General features: G+C 67.8%; 19 protein-coding genes. 2 read left to right on the top strand and 17 right to left on the bottom strand.

Annotated features, from left to right (window positions below; genetic code table 11):
• Window positions 1-132: 132 nt before the first annotated feature.
• The 8 genes from glpK to rimP form a co-directional block, all read right to left on the bottom strand.
• Window positions 133-1659: a glycerol kinase GlpK gene (gene glpK, locus BMX93_RS00850; RefSeq protein ID WP_091966690.1), complete on the bottom strand. Its 1527-nt coding sequence runs from the start codon at window positions 1657-1659 to the stop codon at window positions 133-135.
• A gap of 122 nt (window positions 1660-1781) precedes the next feature.
• The gene (locus BMX93_RS00845) at window positions 1782-2570 is read right to left on the bottom strand and encodes an MIP/aquaporin family protein (RefSeq protein WP_091966862.1); all 789 of its coding nucleotides are present in this window, start codon (window positions 2568-2570) and stop codon (window positions 1782-1784) included.
• A 355-nt stretch (window positions 2571-2925) separates the two neighbouring features.
• On the bottom strand, window positions 2926-3807 hold the full coding sequence (gene truB, locus BMX93_RS00840; protein ID WP_091966688.1) for a tRNA pseudouridine(55) synthase TruB: 882 nt from the start codon (window positions 3805-3807) through the stop codon (window positions 2926-2928).
• Window positions 3804-4295, bottom strand: a complete 492-nt coding sequence (gene rbfA, locus BMX93_RS00835; protein WP_281245626.1) for a 30S ribosome-binding factor RbfA — start codon at window positions 4293-4295, stop codon at window positions 3804-3806. Before rbfA ends, truB begins: the two co-directional genes overlap by 4 nt.
• The gene (gene infB, locus BMX93_RS00830) at window positions 4295-7450 is read right to left on the bottom strand and encodes a translation initiation factor IF-2 (RefSeq protein WP_091966684.1); all 3156 of its coding nucleotides are present in this window, start codon (window positions 7448-7450) and stop codon (window positions 4295-4297) included. The genes rbfA and infB overlap by 1 nt, the downstream gene beginning before the upstream one ends.
• A 190-nt stretch (window positions 7451-7640) precedes the next feature.
• The gene (locus BMX93_RS00825; protein WP_281245625.1) at window positions 7641-7910 is read right to left on the bottom strand and encodes a YlxR family protein; all 270 of its coding nucleotides are present in this window, start codon (window positions 7908-7910) and stop codon (window positions 7641-7643) included.
• A 176-nt stretch (window positions 7911-8086) separates the two neighbouring features.
• Window positions 8087-9082 carry a transcription termination factor NusA gene (nusA, locus tag BMX93_RS00820; RefSeq protein ID WP_091966680.1) on the bottom strand — a complete coding sequence of 332 codons (996 nt, stop codon included), beginning with the start codon at window positions 9080-9082 and terminating at the stop codon, window positions 8087-8089.
• A gap of 1 nt (window position 9083) precedes the next feature.
• The gene (gene rimP, locus BMX93_RS00815) at window positions 9084-9557 is read right to left on the bottom strand and encodes a ribosome maturation factor RimP (protein ID WP_245725645.1); all 474 of its coding nucleotides are present in this window, start codon (window positions 9555-9557) and stop codon (window positions 9084-9086) included.
• Window positions 9558-9739: 182 nt separating this feature from the next.
• On the opposite strand from rimP, the gene BMX93_RS00810 reads away from it, so the two are divergent.
• Together BMX93_RS00810 and BMX93_RS00805 are read left to right on the top strand one after the other, a co-directional pair.
• A complete protein-coding gene (locus BMX93_RS00810) occupies window positions 9740-10732 on the top strand; it encodes a DUF4439 domain-containing protein (protein WP_143052765.1) in 993 nt (330 codons plus the stop codon).
• A gap of 104 nt (window positions 10733-10836) precedes the next feature.
• Window positions 10837-11112, top strand: coding sequence for a hypothetical protein (locus BMX93_RS00805; protein WP_143052764.1), 276 nt, complete (start codon window positions 10837-10839; stop codon window positions 11110-11112).
• A gap of 63 nt (window positions 11113-11175) precedes the next feature.
• Here BMX93_RS00805 and BMX93_RS00800 read toward each other — a convergent pair whose 3' ends face one another.
• From BMX93_RS00800 to pyrH, 9 genes are all read right to left on the bottom strand, one after another.
• Window positions 11176-11970: a sulfite exporter TauE/SafE family protein gene (locus BMX93_RS00800; protein WP_091966672.1), complete on the bottom strand. Its 795-nt coding sequence runs from the start codon at window positions 11968-11970 to the stop codon at window positions 11176-11178.
• 61 nt (window positions 11971-12031) lie between these two features.
• The gene (locus BMX93_RS00795; protein WP_091966670.1) at window positions 12032-13792 is read right to left on the bottom strand and encodes a proline--tRNA ligase; all 1761 of its coding nucleotides are present in this window, start codon (window positions 13790-13792) and stop codon (window positions 12032-12034) included.
• A 111-nt stretch (window positions 13793-13903) separates the two neighbouring features.
• Window positions 13904-14674, bottom strand: coding sequence for a GNAT family N-acetyltransferase (locus BMX93_RS00790; protein WP_245725644.1), 771 nt, complete (start codon window positions 14672-14674; stop codon window positions 13904-13906).
• A 71-nt stretch (window positions 14675-14745) separates the two neighbouring features.
• The gene (gene ispG / locus BMX93_RS00785; protein ID WP_091966666.1) at window positions 14746-15885 is read right to left on the bottom strand and encodes a flavodoxin-dependent (E)-4-hydroxy-3-methylbut-2-enyl-diphosphate synthase; all 1140 of its coding nucleotides are present in this window, start codon (window positions 15883-15885) and stop codon (window positions 14746-14748) included.
• An 80-nt stretch (window positions 15886-15965) separates the two neighbouring features.
• Complete coding sequence (gene dxr, locus BMX93_RS00780) at window positions 15966-17147, bottom strand: 1-deoxy-D-xylulose-5-phosphate reductoisomerase (protein WP_091966664.1); 1182 nt, start codon at window positions 17145-17147, stop codon at window positions 15966-15968.
• A gap of 94 nt (window positions 17148-17241) precedes the next feature.
• On the bottom strand, window positions 17242-18339 hold the full coding sequence (gene rlmN / locus BMX93_RS00775) for a dual-specificity RNA methyltransferase RlmN (RefSeq protein WP_091966662.1): 1098 nt from the start codon (window positions 18337-18339) through the stop codon (window positions 17242-17244).
• Between the two features lie 35 nt (window positions 18340-18374).
• On the bottom strand, window positions 18375-19217 hold the full coding sequence (locus BMX93_RS00770; RefSeq protein ID WP_091966660.1) for a phosphatidate cytidylyltransferase: 843 nt from the start codon (window positions 19215-19217) through the stop codon (window positions 18375-18377).
• Between the two features lie 5 nt (window positions 19218-19222).
• On the bottom strand, window positions 19223-19744 hold the full coding sequence (gene frr, locus BMX93_RS00765; RefSeq protein ID WP_218139168.1) for a ribosome recycling factor: 522 nt from the start codon (window positions 19742-19744) through the stop codon (window positions 19223-19225).
• A gap of 66 nt (window positions 19745-19810) precedes the next feature.
• The gene (gene pyrH, locus BMX93_RS00760) at window positions 19811-20524 is read right to left on the bottom strand and encodes a UMP kinase (RefSeq protein ID WP_091966656.1); all 714 of its coding nucleotides are present in this window, start codon (window positions 20522-20524) and stop codon (window positions 19811-19813) included.
• Between the last annotated feature and the right edge of the window lie 200 nt (window positions 20525-20724).

The raw sequence follows: 20724 nt of genomic DNA, 5'->3' as shown, positions 1-20724 counted from the left end.
TCCTTCCTGCCCGCTGGCGCAGTGAAGTCTATCCTCTGCGCCGGGCCAGGCACCGCCGCCGCCCGGCACGCCGATGGCCTGCCCGCGGGCGGCGGACAGGCCATCGGATTCATCGATCGGCGGGGACGCGCATCACTCGATCACGTCGTCGTCCACCCAGTCGAAGGTCTTCGTCACGGCCTTCTTCCAGTTACGGAACAGCCGATCGCGCTCGGCATTCTCGACGGCAGGTTCCCAGCGCTTGTCCTCGGCCCAGTTGTCGATGACATCCTGCTCGCCCTGCCAGTAGCCGACCGCGATGCCCGCCGCATAGGCAGCACCCAGTGCGGTGGTTTCGGCGACCTTCGGGCGGATCACCGGGACGCCCACCTGGTCGGCCTGGAACTGCATGAGCAGATCATTCGAGGTCATGCCACCATCGACCTTCAGCTGGGTGAGCGGCACCCCGGCATCGGCATCCATGGCCTCCAGCACCTCGCGTGTCTGGTAGGCGGTGGCCTCCAGAACCGCCCTGGCAATGTGCCCGCGGTTCACATAGCGGGTCAGCCCTACGAGAGCGCCGCGGGCATCGGGACGCCAGTAGGGGGCGAACAGGCCGGAGAAGGCCGGCACGAAATAGGCCCCGCCATTGTCCTTCACCGAGGCGGCCAGGGCCTCGGACTCCGGAGCGGAATCGAACATCCGCAGGTTGTCGCGCAACCACTGCACGAGTGAGCCGGCAACGGCGATCGAGCCCTCCAGGGCATAGACAGCCGGCTGGTCGCCGATCTTGTAGCAGACAGTGGTGAGCAACCCGTTCTTGCTGAAGACCGGATCGGTGCCGGTGTTCTGCAGCATGAAGCAGCCGGTGCCATAGGTGTTCTTCGCCATGCCCTTCTCGAAACAGGCCTGCCCGAAGGTGGCGGCCTGCTGGTCGCCGAGAATCCCGGTGATCGGAGTGTCGATGAGCAGACCCTCCTTGCGCCCGTAGCCGTACAGCTCGGAGCTGGACCGGATCTCGGGCAGCATGGACCGCGGGATGCCCAGTGCCTCGATCATCGTGTCGTCCCAGTCGAGGGTTCGGATGTTCATGAGCATGGTCCGCGAGGCGTTCGTGACATCGGTGATGTGGACACCGCCGCCGACACCACCGGTCAGATTCCACAGCACCCAGCTGTCCATGGTTCCCATGGCGAGGCGACCGGCCTCGGCCTTCTCGCGAGCGCCTTCGACATTGTCGAGGATCCAGCGCACCTTGGGTCCGGAGAAGTAGGTGGCCAGTGGCAGGCCACAGATCTCCTTGAAACGGTCCGCACCCTCGCCACCGGCGAGTTCCTCGCAGATCTTCTGGGTGCGGGTGTCCTGCCAGACGATGGCGTTGTAGACCGGCTCGCCGGTGATGCGGTCCCACACCACTGCCGTCTCGCGCTGGTTCGTGATGCCCACCGCGGCGAGCTGGTGACGATTGATGGAGGCCTTGGACAGGGCCTGGCCGACCACGGCGCGCACCGCGTCCCAGACCTCGACGGGATCGTGCTCCACCCAGCCGGCCCGCGGGAAATGCTGGGTGAACTCCTGCTGTCCCACGGCGACGATCTGGCCGGCGTGGTTGAAGATGATTGCCCTGGCCGAGGTGGTGCCCTCGTCGATCGCCAGGATGAAGTTCTCGTCGGTGCTCATCTGGATGTGCTCCTCACGTGGTGCAGTCAAGTAGTGCAGTCAATACGTTGTGTGGTGGTTGGCGGGCCCGGTCCCGCGGTGTGGTGCACGGCGCCGGGCCTGGCGCCACACCGCGCCGGGGCTCACCAGAAGATGAGATAGGTCAGGCCGGCCAGCACGCCGCCCAGGATCGGACCGAGGATCGGCACCCAGGAGTAGGCCCAGTCCGACGAACCCTTGCCCTTGATGGGCAGCAGGGCATGGACGATACGGGGTCCGAGGTCTCGTGCCGGGTTGATGGCGTATCCGGTGGGACCACCAAGCGAGTTGCCGATGCCCATGATGAGGAAGGTGACGCCGAGCGGGCCGATCAGGCTGCCGGAGATCTCCTGGATGTTGTCTGCCGTGGTGATCTTCGCCACATTGGTGTAGCCGGACAGCAGGACCCAGATGACCAGGACATAGGTGGCGATGGTCTCGGTCAGCAGGTTCCATCCGTAGTTGCGGATCTGGGGGCCGGTCGCGAAGGTGCCGAGTTTGAGCGAGGGATCGCACTCCAGGTCGTAGTGCTGCTTGTAGACCAGCCAGGCCAGCACGGCGCCGGCCATGGCGCCGAGCAGCTGGGCGCCGATGTACAGCGAGACATTCGCAAAGGTGGCCGGGATACCGGGGGCGAGATCGACCCCTGCCACCGTCAGGCCGAGCGTCACGGCGGGATTGAGGTGGCCGCCGGTGCGGTAGGCGGCGAACACGCCCACCATGACGCCGATGCCCCATCCCCAGTCGATCATCTGCCAGCCACCGTCGTGGCCCTTGGTCTTCGGCAGCAGGGCATTGGCGACGACGCCAACGCCGAGCACGATGAGGAGCATCGTGCCGAGAAACTCCGAGCCGAAGATGCCGGCCGGGGAAACAGCGAGAACATTCATCAGATCACTTCCTCGTGAAGAGACTTCTGTCATCGGCACGTCATCGTGCCGTTGTCAACGGATCGCGAGACCCGTTCGATCGATGCGATCCCACATCGGACCACATGTCACATCGGACCACATGCCACATTGCCACGTTCTGGCGCTTCGTCGCGCTGCCAGCTTTGCGGCACCCTGCCACGCTGCCACATCTGTGGCACTCCTGCCTCCTGGCCAGCCACAATTCGGCTGAAAGGCGCCAAGTGTGCACCGACGGAGAGGTCTGACGAGACATCTGTGCATACACCTGACGCGCAAGGACCGCGGCGTGCGAGCCCGGCACCCGATGGCCGGGAGCGGTCGCCGGACCGCTGCGTGATCAGGCAAGCACCGCCAAAGGGCGGGCAGTGTGGTCACCGACCGGCGTGTAGAGCGCGATGAGTTCGCCATCCGGATCGATGATCCCGGTAGGCGCGGCGCTCAGGGCAAGGTCGAGTCCGCGCCCGACGAGGACATCGGCGCGCTGCTCCTCGCTCACCTCGACCACCTCGAAGCTCAGCCTCGCCGCCTGCGCCATGCTCATGAGCGCCGGTGCGGTATCGCCCAGCTCGATCGCATCGTCGAGGGTGTACCTGCCGATGCGGGTGCGGCGCAGCGTCACGAGATGACCCCCGACACCCAGCGCTGCGCCCAGATCGCGCGCCAGCGCCCTGATATAGGTGCCCTTCGTGCAGTCCACCTCGACGTCCACATCGACGAAACCGTCGTGCCGTCGCCGGGCGAGAACCTCGAATCGGCTCACCGTGACGGGCCTCGCCGCCAGATGCACCTCCTCGCCGCCGCGCACCCGAGCATAGGAACGCTTCCCGCCGACCTTGATCGCCGAGACCGAGCTGGGCACCTGCATGATCTCGCCGGTCAAGGTGGCGACGCCCTGCCCGATCTGCTCGTCGGTGACCGCCGAGGCGTCGCGGACCATCGTCACCTCACCCTCGGCGTCATCGGTGATCGTCGCGGCACCCAGCCGGATGGTGGCCCGATAGCTCTTGTCGTGCAGGGCCAGATGCCCCAGCAGCCGGGTGGCGCGGTTGATGCCGATGATGAGCACGCCGGTGGCCATTGGATCGAGAGTGCCGGCATGGCCGACCTTTCTGGTGCCCAACAGACGCCGGCACCGGCCCACCACCTGCGAGGAGGTGAGCCCGGCCGGCTTGTCGACGACGAGCAGGCCGGACTCACCGCTGCCCGGGCAGCGGCTCATTCGTCCTCGTGGGGCTGCGCCTGCTCGTCGGCGTCCTCGTCCGATGCCCCTGCCCCCTGGGCGACATGGGGATCGGCCTCCCGGACGACATAGGGATCGGCCTCGCCGGCATACTGATCGCCCCGCTGGGCGCCCAGCTCCTCGTCGTGGCGTCTGGCCCGTACGATGAGTTCCTCCATCTGCTGTGCCGTCTGCAAGGTGGCATCGGGGACGAAGGACAAGGTGGGCGCGAAACGCAGGCCGAGCCGCTTACCCACAGTGGAGCGCAGCAGGCCCTTGGCCGATTCCAGCGCCGCGGCCGTGGCGGCCAGATCGGCCTCCTGCCCCATCACCGTGTAGAAGACCGTGGCCTCCCGGGCATCGCCGGTGAGCCGGACCTCGGTGACGGTGACGAAACCGAGCCGCGGGTCCTTGATCTTGTGCTGGAGCATCTGGGCGACGACAAACTGGATCTGCTCCTGGAGCTTGCCGATACGTGGATTGGGCACTACTTCTCCCTCACCTTCTCGACCATCTCGTAGCTCTCGATCTGATCGCCGACGTGGATATCGGAGTAGTTCACCAAGGTGAGGCCGCATTCGAAGCCCTCGCGCACCTCGGAGACGTCGTCCTTGCCACGGCGCAGCGAGGCGATGCTCGTCTCGCTCAGTACGACGCCGTCGCGGATCAGCCGGGCCTTGCCGTTGCGATGGATGGTGCCGTCGAGGATCATGCAGCCGGCGATATTGCCCACCTTGGAACTGCGGAAGATCTCACGGATCTCCGCCGTCCCGAGCCTCTTCTCCTCGAAGACCGGCTTGAGCATGCCCTTGAGCGCAGCCTCGATCTCGTCGATCGCATCGTAGATGACGGTGTAGTAGCGCACATCGACGTTGTTCTGGTCGGCCAGCCGGGTGGCCTGGACAGTGGGACGCACATTGAAGCCGATGATGACGGCGTGCGGCTCGCTGGCGGCGGCCAGTGAGACATTCGTCTCGGTGATGGCACCTACACCCCGGTCGATGACGCGCAGATCGACCTCGTCGCCAACGTCGATCTTCGAGAGGGCATCTTCCAGAGCCTCGACCGAGCCGGCCGAATCGCCCTTGAGGATGAGCAGCAGCTCTCCGGTCTCGCCCTTCTCCATCTGCTCGAACAGCTCGTCGAGCGTCCGGCGCCTGCTGGACGCCGCCTGCTGGGCGGCCCGCATCCGCGCCTCGCGCTTCTCGGCGATCTGGCGCGCCATCCGATCGTCGTCGACGACCAGGAAGTTGTCGCCGGCGCCCGGCACGCTGGTGAGCCCGATCACCTGGACAGGCATCGAGGGTGGTGCCTCGTCGATCTGCTGGCCGTGGTCGTTCACCAGGGCACGGACCCGGCCATAGGCCGAGCCCGCGACGACCGAGTCGCCCTTGCGCAGCGTTCCACGTTGCACCAAGGCGGTGGCCACCGGACCGCGGCCCTTGTCGAGATGAGCCTCGATGGCCACACCTTGGGCAGGCATATCGGGATTGGCACGCAGGTCCAGCGCCGCATCGGCGGTGAGGATGATGGCCGCGAGCAGCTTGTCCAAGCCCTCGTGGGTGACGGCAGAGACATCGACGAACATCGTGTCACCGCCGTACTCCTCGGGCACCAGGTCGAACTCGGTGAGCTGGCCTCGCACCTTGGTGGGATCGGCACCGGGCTTGTCGATCTTGTTGACCGCCACGACAATCGGCACATCTGCCGCCTTCGCGTGGTTCATGGCCTCGATGGTCTGGGGCATCACGCCGTCATCGGCGGCCACGACGAGCACCGCGATATCGGTGGACTTCGCGCCACGCGCACGCATGGCGGTGAAGGCCTCGTGGCCGGGGGTGTCGATGAAGGTGATGGCGCGTTCCTCGCCCTCCACCTCCGCCTTCACCTGGTAGGCGCCGATCGACTGGGTGATGCCGCCGGCCTCGCCCTCGACCACATGGGTATGGCGCAGGGCGTCCAGCAGCTTGGTCTTGCCATGATCGACATGGCCCATGACGGTGACGACCGGGGGACGCGGCGCAAGATCGTCGTCGCCGCCCTCGTTCTCGCCGAACTCCAGGTCGAAGCTCTCCAGCAGCTCGCGGTCCTCGTCCTCGGGCGAGACGACCTCGATCTTGAAGTTGAGCTCGGCCCCCAGCACCTCGAGGGTCTCGTCGGGAACCGACTGGGTGGCTGTGATCATCTCGCCCAGGTTGAACAGCACCTGGACGAGCTGCGCGGCGTCCACGCCGATCTTCTCGGCAAGATCGGTGAGCGAGGAGCCGCGGCGCAGCCGGATGGTGCTGCCGTTGCCCTTCCTGATGTGCAGGCCGCCCATTGAGGGCGCTTGCATCTCATCGAACTCTTGCCTGCGCTGCTTACGGCTCTTGCGTCCACGCCGACCTGCGCCACCGCGGCCAAAGGCACCCTGGGTGCCCGACCCGCCGCGGCCGCCACGGCCACCGCGGCCGCCACCGACCGGGGCGCCCACACCGGGGGCACCGCCGTGGAATCCGCCACCGGCCCCGCGGTTCGGGCCGCCGAAGCCACCACGGCCGCGGCCGCCGCGATTGGCGGTGCCGCCGCGCTGTCCCGCCGGGGCGAGCTGGGAGTTGTGCCGCTTGGGCATCATCGCGGGATTGGGACGGGGCAGGCCACTGGTGCCGCCTGGACGAGGCAGGCCACTGGTGCCGGCGCCGGGGCGGGGGCCGCGCCGGGAATCGCCGCCACCGGGGTTGGCCCCACCGTGGGTGTGCTCCGGGGAGCGCCGCTGCTGGCCCATGCCCTGGGACGAGCTGAACGGGTTGTTACCCGGACGAGGAGTTCCACTGCGCCGCGTCGGTGCACCGGGCAGGCCGCCGGTGGCTCCCGGGCGCGCCGCAGGACGTCCCGGATGCGGGACCGGGCGGGGACCGGGGCGTGCCGAGGTGGCATGCTCTCCGCCCGGATGTCCCGGGGTGCGCGGCTGGGACGCCGGCCCGTGGGACTGGGGGCTGTGAGGCACCCCGGCGGGCGCATGCGGCGACGGTGCCGCCGTACCCCCCGGGCGATGGCCGGTGGACGGCTGGGACGGGCTCGCAGAGGGACGCGGTGTGCCCCCCGGACGCGCCGAACCGGGCCGCGTGGCGGCACCGGGACGAGGCGTGGGGCTGGAGACCGGGCCGGACTGCGGCGTAGGTGCCTTGGGGGTCACCCGTGGCTGGCGCGATGCGCGCACATCGCCGGGCGTGGGGCCGTTGTGGTGCGGCGCGGCGGCCCTGCCGCTCGAGGGCGCCGCCGGCGCCGGCTGCGCCGCAGCGGGCTGGGTGCCGTGTGCCGCCGGTTCGGCCGGTGTCTGCCCATCGTGCCCGGCCGCGGGAGCATCCGTGGTGTGCGGTGCCGAGGCGTGCTGAACGCTGGCCTGCCCGGCGTGGGGAGCGGCCGGACCGCGTCCACCAGCGGGATGGGGCTTGGGGACCGGGCGGGAACCGGATGTCTTGGCGGCGCTCTTGCCCGAGCCCTGCTCGGAGTGCACCTTGTCTGTTACCCGGCGAACCACCGGGGCTTCAATGGTCGAGGACGCCGAACGGACGAACTCTCCCATGTCATTCAGCTTCGCCAGAAGCTCTTTGCTTTCGAGTCCGAGCTCTTTGGCGAGCTCATAGACGCGGACCTTGGCCACTACTCTCCTTCAGGTCCGGGCCTTGCGCCAGGACCAGTTAGTCGTCGGTTGTGCTCATTGCTTCGTACTCATCGAGTAGTCATGAGCGCTAGCCCACTTTCTGGATCAACGATCTGGTGCATACCGTACGGACACGGCTTTGACCTGCACGCTGGACACATGCGCTTGCCAGGATACCTCCCGGCACACCTCATTCACCAAACGCGTCGTCGTGGCCGAACATCTCGGCAGGCAGGCCCGCGGTCTGCACCGCGGTGCGGAAACTCCGTGCGAAGCCTCCTCGGCTCACGGCGCGCTGCCAGCAGGCCGGGTCGGGATGAACCCACGCGCCCCTGCCGGGGGCCGTTGCCCCCGGATCGGCGAGGGGGATCATCTGGCGCAGCACATAGCGGACCATCGCGGCCGGGTCGTCGCGGCGCCGGCAGCCCACGCAGGTGCGCTCGCGGCCAGAAGTGCTCACCGCGCCATGGTAGCCATCGCGGCCAGCCCGGGTGCAGCGTCAGCCACGGCCCGGCGGACGTCATGAGGAGACGGTGGAGCCGGGCACCCCACCCCCTGGGTTCCCGGCTCCACGAATCAATCAACCGCATCCCGCTGTCGCAGGACCAAGAGCAGGCTGTCAGTTCGCTGTGGGTTTCACGCCGGCGCCTCGCCCTCGGCGCCGGCCAGCTCGGTATCGGGCCGGATGTCGATGCGCCAGCCGGTGAGCCGGGCCGCCAGGCGGACATTCTGGCCCTCGCGTCCGATGGCCAGGCTGAGCTGGTAATCGGGCACGATCACCCGGGCAGAGCGCGTAGCCAGGTCGACGATGCTGACCTTGACGGTCTTGGCCGGGCTCAGCGCATTGGCCACGAACCGCGCCGGATCGTCCGACCAGTCGATGATGTCGATCTTCTCGTCGTTCAGCTCGTGCATCACGGCCCGCACGCGCTGGCCCATCGGCCCGATGCAGGCGCCCTTGGCCGAGACATCGGCATTGTGCGAGACCACGGCGATCTTGGAGCGGTGCCCCGATTCACGGGCTATCTGGGTCACCTCGACAATTCCCTGCTCGATCTCGGGCACCTCGAGCGCGAAAAGCTTCTTGACGAGATTCGGATGGGTCCGGCTCACCACGACCTGGGTGCCGCGCGCCTCCTTGCGCACGCTGACAACGTAGACCCTCAGCCGCTTGCCGTGGGTGTAGACCTCGCCGGGTACCTGCTCGGACAGCGGCATGATGGCCTCGATGTCGCCGAGGTCGACGTGCACGGTGCGCGAATCGCCGGCCTGCTGGACGACGCCGGTGACGACGTCGCCCTCCACTCCGCTGAACTTGCCATAGCGGTGCTCGTCCTCCACCTCGTGGAGGCGCTGCAGGATGACCTGGCGAGCAGTCGATGCGGCCACCCGGCCGAAATCGGCCGGGGTGTCGTCGAACTGGCCGATGACAGTGCCCTGCTCGTCGCGCTCGGGCACCAGGACCGATACCCGCCCGGTCCGGCGATCCAGGCTGACGTGGGCATCCGGCTTGGCCTGGTCCGTCTTGCGATAGGCGTCGAGAAGGGCCTGTTCGAGCGTATCGACGAGATAGTCGACAGGGATGTCCTTCTCGTGCTCCAGCGCACGCAGCGCTGTGAGGTCGATGTCCACGTCAGTCCTCCTGGTCCTTGCGGTTCATCTCAATCTGGACGACTGCCTTGCGGACCTGCGAGTAGTCGATCCGGCGAGACCGGCCATCCACAGCGAGGTTTGCAGCTGTGTCGTCACTGTCGGTGATCCGCCCGGTGAACTGCTCGCCGTCGGTGGTGTGCACCGTCACGAGGCGACCCGCGTTACGGCGCCAATGGGCTGGCCTGGCGAGCGGGGCAGAAACGCCACGGCTGCTCACCTCCAAGGTGTAGGGAGCCTGACCGGCCGCATCCGATTCGTCGAGGGCAGCCGAGATGGCCCGGGTCGCCTCCGCGATCTCGTCGAGATCGGGGCCGTGGCCGCTCGGCCCGTCGCCATCGAGGGTGATACGCACCACGTGGCGGGCGCCGGCGCGCACCACCGTGAGCTTGTCCAGTTCCAGCCCGCAGGCTGTAATGACCGGCTCCACCACGTCGATCAGTGCCGATTGCTTCACGAGTGTCCTCGTCCTCTTGTCTGTTCGGTTGTGCACCCGAAGGCCCGCGCAGTGGTCATGGCCCTGGCGTGCCGCCGGGTAATGCTCGCGCGTCAAGCATAGGCGTTCGTGACCAGACGCCACCGCGGACCACCGGGGATCTGCACGAGGCAGCATGCGCGGTGCACGCTAGTGTCGTGCCCGTGATCTCGCGAAGGGCGGTGCTCCTCATCGGTGGAATCGGCGCACTGTCCGGATGTGCACCCTCGCCCGTCGTCGTCGGCTCCCCGGCCGCCGGCTCGGCGTCGCCGGCACAGCTGGACGCTCATCGCCGCGAGGCCGTTCGCGAGGAGACATCGCTGGCGGCACTGAACTCGTCGTGCGCCTCGGGGGCCGCCGCATGGTCGGCTCCGGCCGGTTTCGGCGAGTGGTGCGCAGCCGCCGCAAAGGCTCACGCGCACCACGCCACCGTGCTGGCCCAGGCCGATCCGCTCGGCGGTGTGAACGCCGACCACAGCCCCCTCATGGCGAGTCCCTCACCGAGTGCCCCGGCCGGTGGGCCCTCAGGACTGGCCGAGGCACTCGTGGCCCTGAGAACCGGCTACGAGACGCTGGCCGCATCGCATCTGGGCGTCGCGCTCGCCCAGACCGAACCGGTCACCGCCATGTTGTGGGCCTCGCTGTACTGCTACGCCGACGCCGGCCGCCAGCTGGTGACGGCCCACGGCGACGGCGCCTCCTTCGCGGTACCGACCGGCGAGGGCAGCGCAGTACCTGCGCGGATCGTGCTCGGCTCGCGCGACGAGACCCTTCAGGTGCTGCTGAGCCGGGTGGACGCGCTGCGCTTCGGGCTACAGGCCATGATCGGACGTTCGGGCGACACGCAGACGCAGATGGTGGACCGGGTGGCGGCGGTAGAGGAACTGCGCAACAGCATCGCGACCCAGCTGGCCTCGGCATCGGCCCGGCCGTCGGCTCCCGCCATCGCCTATACGCTGCCGGGTGATGTCAACGACCCGAGCAGCTGGCCGCAGATCTGGGGCAAGCTCGAGTCGGGTGTCCTGGCGGCGTGGGTTCCCGTGGCTGCCACCTCCACCGGAACCGAGCGTTCGAAGGCCCTGGCATCGATGGCCGCCCAGAGCCTTCAGGCACCCTCGCACGGCGTTGCACTGAGCTGGTGGCCCGGCTGGGTCTGAGCACCCCCAGGCCATGCTCTCCACGGATCCCCCAGGGCATCTCGGATCACCGCACCCGAGATGGATTCGAACATGTGTATGAATGAATGTCTATGCTGTCGGTCATGTCAGGTGGGATTGATCGCGGGCCCCACAAGGGACCCTCGCTGGGTGAGCGGGCCTGCGGGGAGCGGGCACGCGACAGGGGAATGCCGCAACGCGGCAGGGCGCCCGCGGTCTCGGTGGTCCTGGTCGACGGCGCCACGCCGGGCCTCATCGCGCGGTGGCGCCGCACCACAGACGGCTGGGAAGGCTTGGTCGCCACCGTGGGAGGGGCCGACGACTTCACCGCCCGATGGCTGCCCGCCGCCCGTATTGCCCCGATGCGCCTGGCTCCCTGAATTCATCGCGCCCCCCGGGATTCATCGCGCCCCTGGGATCCGGTGCTGAGCCGCCGGCGACCCTCAATGCGCGAACTGCTCGACCACCTGCCAGCCCAGTCGGACGCCGATCACCACGACGACGACGAGGAAGACCTTGCGCACGAAGGCACTGCCGTAGCGGATGGCGGTCCGCGAGCCCAACCAACCTCCCACGAGATTCGCCAGGGCCATCGGTAGCCCGACCGACCACAGGATGTGCCCGCTGCCGAAGAAGACGACGAGCGCAGCGAGATTGGTTGCCAGGTTGGCGATCTTGGCGAGCGCGGAGGCCTGCAGGAAGCCATAGCCGAGCAGCGCCACCAGAGCGATGATGAGGAAGGAGCCGGTGCCGGGTCCCATAAGCCCGTCCCACAGGCCGATCACCAGCCCGATCGTCACGAGCAACAACCAGGACACCGCCCCCTCGCGTCGCGGTGCGTGGCGCAGGCCGAGCTCGGGACGGCGCACGGTGTAGATGCCGATGCCGACCAGAACGACCAGGACGACAGGGGTGAACCATTTCCTGGGCACGAAGTGCACCAACTGCGCGCCTGCCGAGGAACCGATCCAGGCGGTCACCACCAAGGGCAGTGCGGCCCGCCAGCGCACCGGGACCGAGCGCAGATAGCTGGCCGCCGCCATCGCAGTGCCCGCCACCGAACTCAACTTGTTGGTGGCCGAGACGCTGGCCACTGCCAACTCAGCGGGCAAGCCTATGAGCAGCGCGGGCAGCTGGATGATTCCACCGCCACCCACGACAGCATCCACCCAGCCGGCCACCAGGGCTGCGAGGACGAGACCGGCCAGCACCCAGCCGCTCAATGCGACCATGGACATGCCTTCTGCGGGCTTCCCGATCTGTGCTCGGGCTGCCCCACCACGAGGGCCCGCCGGGGCTTCACCGCCCGATCTCGGTGAGCACCGCTGCGACGGCGTCGTCGACCGGCACCTCACGCCGGTCCCCGCTGCGACGGTCGCGGATCTCCACGACACCCTCGGCCAGGCGACGCCCGACGACAAGGCTGGTGGGCATGCCCAGCAGCTCGGCGTCGTTGAACTTCACCCCCGGGCTCGCCTTGCGATCGTCGAGCAGCACGCTCACCCCCCGGGCATCCAGCGCCTCGGCGATCTGCGTGGCGCGTTCGAGGATCTCCTCACCCTTGCCGGTGGCGATGACCATCACCTGGTAGGGCGCCAGCTCGCGGGGCCAGCACAGCCCCTTGTCATCGCAGTTCGCCTCGGCCACCATGCCCACTGCCCGCGACACGCCAATGCCGTAGCTGCCCATCGTCACCGTGACGAGCTTCCCGGTGCGGTCCAGCACCTTCAGTCCGAGGCTCTGCGCGTACTTGCGGCCGAGCTGGAAGATGTGCCCCATCTCGACGCCGCGCGCCAGGCTCAGCGGACCCGATCCGTCAGGTGCCGGGTCGCCCTCGCGGATCTCGGCCACATCGGCCACCCCGTCGGCGGTGAAATCACGCCCGGCCACCAGCCCGATGACATGCTTGCGGATCTCGTTGGCGCCAGTGGCCCAGACCGTGCCCGCCACTACGCGCGGATCGAGCAGATAGCGGATCGCGGCGGCCCCGCGCTCGCCGAGGAAGGGCCCATTCTCGTGGGCAGGCCCGATATATCCCTTGACCAGCTGAGGATAGTTCCGGAAGTCGTCCTCGGTGAAGGCCTCCACCTCGCAGGGCGCGAGGGCCACCGCGAGGCGGGCCGGATCGACTTCGCGGTCGCCCGGCAGGCCAATGACCACCGGGGCACGGGTTCCGTCGGGGGCCACTGTCATGAAGACGACGTTCTTCAAGGTGTCGGCAGCGGTCCAGGCCCGGTCCTCGCGCGGATAGGAGTCGTTGAGCAGCGCCACGAGGGTGTCGATGGTGGGCACATCAGGGGTGTCGACGACGCGAGCCGGCGCGGCCTGATCGTAGGGCACCGGATCTGGAGCGTTGATCCGCACTGCCTCGACATTGGCGGCGTAGCCTCCCGGGGAGCGTACGAAGGTGTCCTCGCCGTTGCGGGCGATCGCCAGGAACTCCTCGGAGGCCGAGCCGCCCATTGCCCCGGCATTGGCATTGACGATGACGTAGTCGAATCCGAGACGGTCGAAGATCTTAATGTAGGCCGCGCGGTGGAGGGCATAACTGGCGGCGAGGCCCTCGTCGTCCACGTCGAACGAGTAGGAGTCCTTCATGACGAACTCCCGGCCCCGCAGGATGCCGGCGCGCGGACGCGCCTCGTCGCGGTACTTGTTCTGGATCTGGTAGAGCACCAGCGGCAGATCCTTGTACGACGAGTAGAGATCCTTGACCATGAGGGTGAACATCTCCTCATGGGTCGGACCCAGCAGCATCTCGGCGCCCTTGCGATCGGTCAGCCGGAACAGGTTCGGCCCATACTCGGTCCAGCGATGGGAGATCTCGTAGGGCTCCTTGGGCAGCAGAGCGGGCAGCAGCACCTCCTGGGCACCGATGGCACTCATCTCTTCGCGCACGATCGCCTCGACACGCTGCAGCACCTTGAGGCCCAGCGGCAGCCACGAATAGACCCCCGGTGCCACGCGGCGCACATAGCCGGCCCGGACCAGATAGCGATGGCTGGGGATCTCGGCGTCGGCGGGATCGTCCCGCAGGGTCCGGACGAAGAGCGTGCTCATGCGGGTTATCACGAAGGAGGCCTTTCTCGACGCAGTGCAAGGGCAGCACGGCCGGCCCGTGGGCGGTGCCGGGACAAATGCATGCCCGGCCAATCCTAGTGTCCGCCGGGCTCAGTACAGGATCGTGGCCAGCTCGTCCACGGTGGAAAAGCCCACGTGCTCATAGAGCCGGCGCGCCCTGGTGTTGAAGTCGTTCACGTACAGCGAGACGACCGGAAAGGTGCCGCGGCACAGCCGCACCACCTGGGCCATCGCCGGTGCCGACAGTCCCCTGCCGCGCAGCTCCGGGTCGATCCACACCCCCTGGATCTGACAGACCCTCCCATGCGCGCAGCCGATGTCGGCCTTGAACCACACCCGCCCGGAGTCCTCGTTGTAGCCTGCGAAAGCCCGCCCCGAGCGGATCAGGCCCATGACGAAGCTCTCGTATCCATGGCTGGGATCCAATGGCGAGACACCGACCTCCTCGGTGTGCATCCGCACCGCAGCGTGGAAATAGGCGTCGAAGAACTCCATCCGGGCAGGTTGGACGCGAAGATCGGGAGCCAGCGGCGACTGGCCCTCGATGACCATGAGCGGCTGGTGAGCCCTGAGCTCCCGGACCGCGGACCATTCGGCGCCCCAGCGTGCCACGAGCCGCCGGTGCAGTCCCATCACGGCATCGGCCGCCCCCATGATCGACTGGGAGAACCGATGCGGGCCGAACCTCCCGGCGAAGCCGTCGAGGGCCTCCTCATCGTCACCGATCGGCACGATGTTGGAGCCCGCGTAGCACAGTGCCACGAGTTCGCCGTCGCGCTCGAAACCGTAGACCTTGCATCCCAGGGCCGCAGGATTGAGGCCACCGATGTCCAGCCGCGAGCTCACAAAGACGTTGCGCACCGGATGACCGTCCAGCACAGCGCGTGCCGAAGCCAGATCCCGCTGGCTCAGGGCACGGACGCGCCCGGACATCAGACCAGGACCTGCGGCGAACCCTCGTCCGGGAAGTCGGCGGCGATCCGGTTGGCCTCTTCGATGAGGGTGGCGACGATCTCGTCCTCGGGGACGGTCTTGATGACCTTGCCCTTCACGATGATCTGGCCCTTGCCGTTGCCCGAGGCCACCCCGAGGTCGGCCTCACGTGCCTCGCCCGGACCGTTGACGACGCATCCCATGACCGCCACGCGGATCGGGACCGTCATGTCCTTCAGCCCCTCGGTGACCTGCTCGGCGAGCGAGTACACGTCGACCTGGGCGCGACCACAGCTGGGGCAGCTCACGATCTCGAACTGTCGGGGGCGCAGGTTGAAGGCCTCGAGGATCTTGACGCCGACCTTCACCTCCTGGACGGGATCGGCGCTCAGCGAGACACGGATCGTGTCTCCGATGCCCTCGGCCAGCAGGGCGCCGAAGGCCGTGGCGGACTTGATGGTGCCCTGGAACGCCGGTCCGGCCTCGGTGACCCCCAGGTGGAGCGGATAGTCGCACACCTCGGACAGCCGCCGGTAGGCCTGCACCATGATGACCGGATCGTGGTGCTTGACGGAAATGGCGAAGTCGCGGAAGCCGACGTCCTCGAAGAGCTTCGCCTCATTGAGTGCCGACGCGACGAGCGCACCGGCCGGATCCTTCGCGTACATCCCGGCAAGCCGCTTGTCCAGGGACCCGGCGTTGATACCGATCCGCAGCCCGGTGCCGTGCTCGGTGGCTGCCTTCGCGATGTCGGCGATGCGGTCGTCGAAGGCCTTGATGTTCCCCGGGTTCACCCGCACCCCGGCGCAACCGGCCTCAATGGCCGCGAAGACATACTTCGGGTTGAAGTGGATGTCGGCGACGACAGGCAGCTGCGACTTCGCGGCGATCGCCGCCAGCGCATCGGCGTCATCCTGGCTGGGCACCGCCACCCGCACGATGTCGCAGCCCGCCGCGGTGAGCTGGGCGATCTGCTGCAGGGTGGCGTTGATGTTGGCTGTGAGCGTCGTCGTCATGGACTGCACCGAGATGGGCGCGTCGCCACCAACGTCGACTTTTCCACAGTGAATCTTGCGGGTCTTGCGGCGCGTCGCCACCGTCGGTGGGTTCCTGACGGGCGTGACGGAAATGTCGGCCATGGACTCAGGGTAACCCGAACCGCCCAATGCCTCGTCCCTCCCGACCGCTGTCGCCGGACATGTCCTCGACGGAACCGCCCTTATCGAGACCGGCGATCGCACAGTTCCCGGGCATGTGCGCGGGCCCACCGATCCGCCTCGAGCACCTCGTCGACGCTCAGCTGCGCGTCGTTGCGGTGGCCGGTGCCCAGGTGACGGTCGAGCACCTCGCCGATCGTCTCGGCGATGTCGAGGAAGCCGATCTGCCCGGCGCAGAAGGCATCGACGCATACCTCGTTCGCGCCATTGAGCACAGCCGGGGCGGTGCCCCCCGAGCGTCCTGCCTCGCGGGCCAGCTCGACGGCCGGGAAGCTGCTCGAATCCAAGGGCTCGAAGGTCCAGTTCGCCGCACGGGTCCAGTCACACGCGCTGGCCACGTCCGGCATCCGCGCCGGCCAGGTGAGGGCCAGACCGATCGGCAATTTCATGTCGGGCGGGGAGGCCTGCAGGATGGTTGCCCCGTCGCAGAACTCGACTCCCGAATGGACGATCGACTGGGGGTGGACGACCACCTGGATGTCGTCGAGGCCGACGTCGTAGAGCAGCGCCGCCTCCAGCAGCTCCAGGCCCTTGTTGACGAGGGTCGCGGAGTTGATGGTGATGACCCGGCCCATCCGCCAGGTGGGATGGGCCAGCGCCTGGTCGGGCGTGACATCGCGCAGCTGGGCTCGGCTCATGCCGCGGAAGGGACCGCCTGAGGCGGTCAGTATGAGCCGGCGCACCTCGCGGTGCCCGCCGCCGCGCAGACACTGGGCGAAGGCCGAGTGCTCCGAATCGACCGCGACGAGCTGCCCGGGGGCAGCCGCCTCGGTGACGAGCCGACCCCCGATGACCAGTGACTCCTTGTTGGCCAGCGCCAGCGTGGTGCCGGCTCGCAGGGTCGCCAATGTGGCGAGCAGGCCGGCCGAACCGGTGATGGCGTTGAGCACGACGTCCGCCGGCGATGCCGCGAGTGCGGCATTGGCCTGTGGACCGCACCTCAGCTCGGGACGCCGGCCACCGCCGGCCGCCGCGAACTCGGCCCAGAAGGCATCCTCCAGGCCTGGCTGGGCGATACCGACCAGGGGCACATCGAAACGCACCGCCTGACGAGCCAATTCGGCGAGGTGATCTCCGTGGGCTCCCAGGGCGACGAGCCGGAAATCGTTGCGACGGCCTGCGATCACCTCGCAGGCCTGCGTACCGATCGAGCCCGTACTTCCCAACAGCACCACATCTCGCACGCTGCGATTATGCCCGTGACACCGTCGGGGACCCGCACCGGCACCCGGCAATTCGCCGATCCCGGCGTACTCGCGGCGCCGAGCGCCGGCACGGTCAGCGTGAGCCGAGGTTGGCCGCGAGCTGACCGCAGGCGCCGTCGATCTCGCGGCCCCTGGTGTCGCGCAAGGTCACCGGCACGCCGTGACGTTCCAGATGGAGGATGAAGTTCTGTTCGTCCTCGCGGCGCGAGGCTGTCCACTTGGAGCCGGGTGTGGGATTGAGCGGGATGAGGTTCACATGGAACCAGCCCCAGTCGCCCCGTGCCTTGAGCCGGCGGGCCAGCAGATCGGCTCGCCAGGTCTGGTCGTTGATGTCCTTGATGAGGGCGTATTCGATGGAGACCCGTCGGCGGGTGACGTTCGCATAGTTCCAGGCAGCGTCGAGCACGGCATCGATGTCGAAGTGCTGGTTGAGCGGCACGAGTTCGTTGCGCAGCTCGTCGTCGGGGGCGTGCAGCGAGACCGCGAGCGTGACCGGGATACCGGTCTGGGCCAGCTCGTCGACACGCGGCACCATTCCGATCGTCGAGACGGTGAGGCCTCGTGCCGAGATCCCCAGCCCATCGGGCTCGGGGCATGTCAACTCGCGCACTGCCGCCAGGACCGCCTTGAAATTGGCCATCGGCTCACCCATGCCCATGAACACCACATTGCTGACCCGTGCCGGGCCCCCGGGGATCTGCCCGGTGGCGAGCCGCCGGGCGCCATCGAGCACCTGGCCGACGATTTCCGCGGTCGACAGGTTGCGTTGCAGGCCACCTTGACCGGTGGCGCAGAAGGGGCAGTTCATGGCGCATCCGGCCTCGGAGCTGATGCACATGGTCACGCGGTGCGGGTAGCGCATGAGGACCGATTCGACGATCGCGCCGTCGTGCAGCCGCCACGCCGTCTTGAGCGTCTGGCCTGCGTCGGCACGGTACTCGCCGATGGGTTCGAGCAGCCGGGGGAACAGCCTGAGGGCCATCTCCTCGCGGTGCGCGGCGGGCAGATCGGACCAGCTGCGCGGGTCGTCCTCGAGCCTGCTGAACCAGTGGGTCGAGATCTGGCGGGCACGGTACGCGGGCATCCCCATCGCCACGACGGCATCGCGGCGCTCCTGCACGCCAAGATCCATCCAGTGCCGCGGCGGGCGCCGCCCGGGGCCGGTGGACATGATGCGCTCAATGCTCAGTGTCGGGGATGCCTGCGTCACACCACGAGAAGGTACATCACGAGCCAAGCCGCCGGGGCGGCGACGAGCAGCGAGTCGAGCCTGTCCATCACCCCGCCATGACCGGGCAGCAGATGGCTCATGTCCTTGAGTCCAGCGTCGCGCTTGATCGCGGATTCCACCAGATCGCCCAGCACACCAGTGCAACCGACTACGAGCCCCAGCACGATTCCCACCCAGATCGGGGCATGGAGCACCAGGTGCACGGTGATCGCGCCGACGATCATCGCGAGCACAATGCCACCGGCGAAGCCCTCCCAGCTCTTGGCCGGGGAAATCGACGGCGCCATCTTGTGGCGTCCGAACAGCGAGCCGAAGGCATAGGCCCCGGTATCGCAGGCGATCGGGCAGACGATGAAGCACAGGATCCGGGCTGCACCGTTGTTGCCTGCCAGCATGAGCGCCACCGCGGAGCCGAGCAGGGGAAGATAGCCGATGACGAACGCACTCGCGGCGGCATCGGTGACGAAGCCCTTGGTCCCGCCCGGGATCCGTACGAACAGTGAGGCGATCATCATGAGCGCCAGGCCGCCGAGGATGATCCACTGGGCGTCCTTGGGTTCGCCGCTGTGCTGGCCTGCTGCATAGGAACCGACCATGACGAGCGGCGTACCGATGAGCAGCGGCCAACGCGCCGGGTGCATGCCGCAGCGCTCGAGCGCCCCGCAGACCTCCCACACGCCGAGCGTCAGGCCCAGCGAGGCGAACAGGACGAATCCCCAGTTCCACCACACCAAGGTGGCAACCACCACGAGGCCCAATACGAGCCCGGTGGCGACGGCCACGGGGAGATTGCGGCCCGTACGGCGCGTGGTGGTCATCTGCCTCAGACCGCCAACAGCTCGGTCTCTTTGGCCTTGAGCAGCTTGTCAATCTCGTCGACATACTTCTTGGTCAGGCTGTCCAGGCTCTTCTCCGCATGCCTGGCGTCGTCCTCGCCGATCTCCTTGTCCTTCTCCTTCTTCTTGATCTGCTCCATGGCGTGGCGGCGATGGCCACGTATCTGGACGCGGGCCTCCTCGCCCTTGGCGCGGACCATCTTGATGTAGTCCCGGCGGCGCTCTTCGGTGAGCTCGGGCAGCACGCAGCGGATTGCGACGCCGTCGCTGGCCGGGTTGACCCCCAGGTCGGAATCGCGGATGGCCTTCTCGATGGCTCCCAGCGCGGTCTTGTCGTAGGGGGTGATGAGCATCGTACGGGGCTCGGGAGAGCTGAAGCTGGCGAGCTGCTGCAAGGGGGTCGGGGTGTCATAGTAGAGCGCCTCGAGCTTGCTGAACATGGCCGGATTCGCGCGTCCGGTACGGATCGTCGCGAAGTCCTCGCGGGCAAACGCGATGGTGCCCTTCATATTCGCCTCGGCGCCATTGATGATGTCGGTGGTCACTGTCGTCCTTTCGGGTGGTGCGGCGCGCGGTCAGTAGTGCACCAGGGTGCCGATCTTCTCCCCCCGGACGGCTCGCATGATGTTGTCGGGATCGTCCAAGTTGAAGAAGACCATGTTCAGTTTGTTGTCGCGGGCCAGGCTCACCGCCGTTGCATCGGCGACCTTGAGGTCCTTGGCCAGGAACTCGTCATAGCTCAGCGTCTCGAACATCGTCGCGTCGGCATGCACGCGCGGGTCGCAGTCATAGACCCCGTCGACGCCGTTCTTGCCCATGAGCAATATCTCAGCACCGATTTCCAGAGCGCGCTGGGCGGCCACGGTGTCGGTGGAGAAATAGGGCATGCCCGAGCCTGCTCCGAAGATGACGACTCTGCCCTTCTCCATGTGACGCTCGGCGCGGCGAGGAATATAGGGCTCGGCGACCTGTCCCATCGTGATGGCGGTCTGTACCCGGGTGGGCACACCCTCCTTCTCACAGAAATCCTGCAAGGCCAGCGAGTTCATCACCGTGCCGAGCATTCCCATGTAGTCGGCACGATCGCGGTCCATCCCGCCCTGCTGCAGCTCTGCGCCCCTGAAGTAGTTGCCGCCGCCGACGACGATGGACAGCTGGATACCAGCCTTGTTCACCCGCGCGATCTGCTGGGCGATCGCATCGACGACCAGTGGGTCCACCCCGAGCTTCCCATTGCCGAAAGCCTCCCCGGAGAGCTTGAGAAGTACGCGATGGAACGGCTCGGGCACGTGGTCCTCCTGGATGATGGCTTCCCCTGGCGTGGTGCTGAGGACACTCTAGCCTGAACGGCCACCGGGGCTGCCGCCCGCACGGCGGCAGCCCAACTCGGCCCCAAGGCTTGCGCCTGGCCCCAGGGGTCGCGCCTGGCCACACCAGGTGCGCACCACCACAGTGGTCGCCATCGCCCCGGTCGCCCATCCCCGACCCG

Source organism: Propionibacterium cyclohexanicum, from assembly GCF_900111365.1.
In the GTDB taxonomy this organism is placed as follows: domain Bacteria; phylum Actinomycetota; class Actinomycetes; order Propionibacteriales; family Propionibacteriaceae; genus Propionibacterium; species Propionibacterium cyclohexanicum.
Note: the sequence above shows the minus strand (reverse complement) of the source record. Positions and strands in the feature narration are given on the sequence as shown.

Bases quoted from the DNA above. Each gene is read 5' to 3' on its own strand.
- rlmN (WP_091966662.1), bottom strand. From the start codon at position 18,339: ATGTCCACCGGCCCCGGGCGGCGCCCGCCGCGGCACTGGATGGATCTT.
- BMX93_RS00800 (WP_091966672.1), bottom strand. From the start codon at position 11,970: ATGTCCATGGTCGCATTGAGCGGCTGGGTGCTGGCCGGTCTCGTCCTC.
- BMX93_RS00805 (WP_143052764.1), top strand. From the start codon at position 10,837: ATGTCAGGTGGGATTGATCGCGGGCCCCACAAGGGACCCTCGCTGGGT.
- BMX93_RS00795 (WP_091966670.1), bottom strand. From the start codon at position 13,792: ATGAGCACGCTCTTCGTCCGGACCCTGCGGGACGATCCCGCCGACGCC.
- ispG (WP_091966666.1), bottom strand. From the start codon at position 15,885: ATGGCCGACATTTCCGTCACGCCCGTCAGGAACCCACCGACGGTGGCG.
- BMX93_RS00770 (WP_091966660.1), bottom strand. From the start codon at position 19,217: ATGACCACCACGCGCCGTACGGGCCGCAATCTCCCCGTGGCCGTCGCC.
- frr (WP_218139168.1), bottom strand. From the start codon at position 19,744: ATGAAGGGCACCATCGCGTTTGCCCGCGAGGACTTCGCGACGATCCGT.
- truB (WP_091966688.1), bottom strand. From the start codon at position 3,807: ATGAGCCGCTGCCCGGGCAGCGGTGAGTCCGGCCTGCTCGTCGTCGAC.
- glpK (WP_091966690.1), bottom strand. From the start codon at position 1,659: ATGAGCACCGACGAGAACTTCATCCTGGCGATCGACGAGGGCACCACC.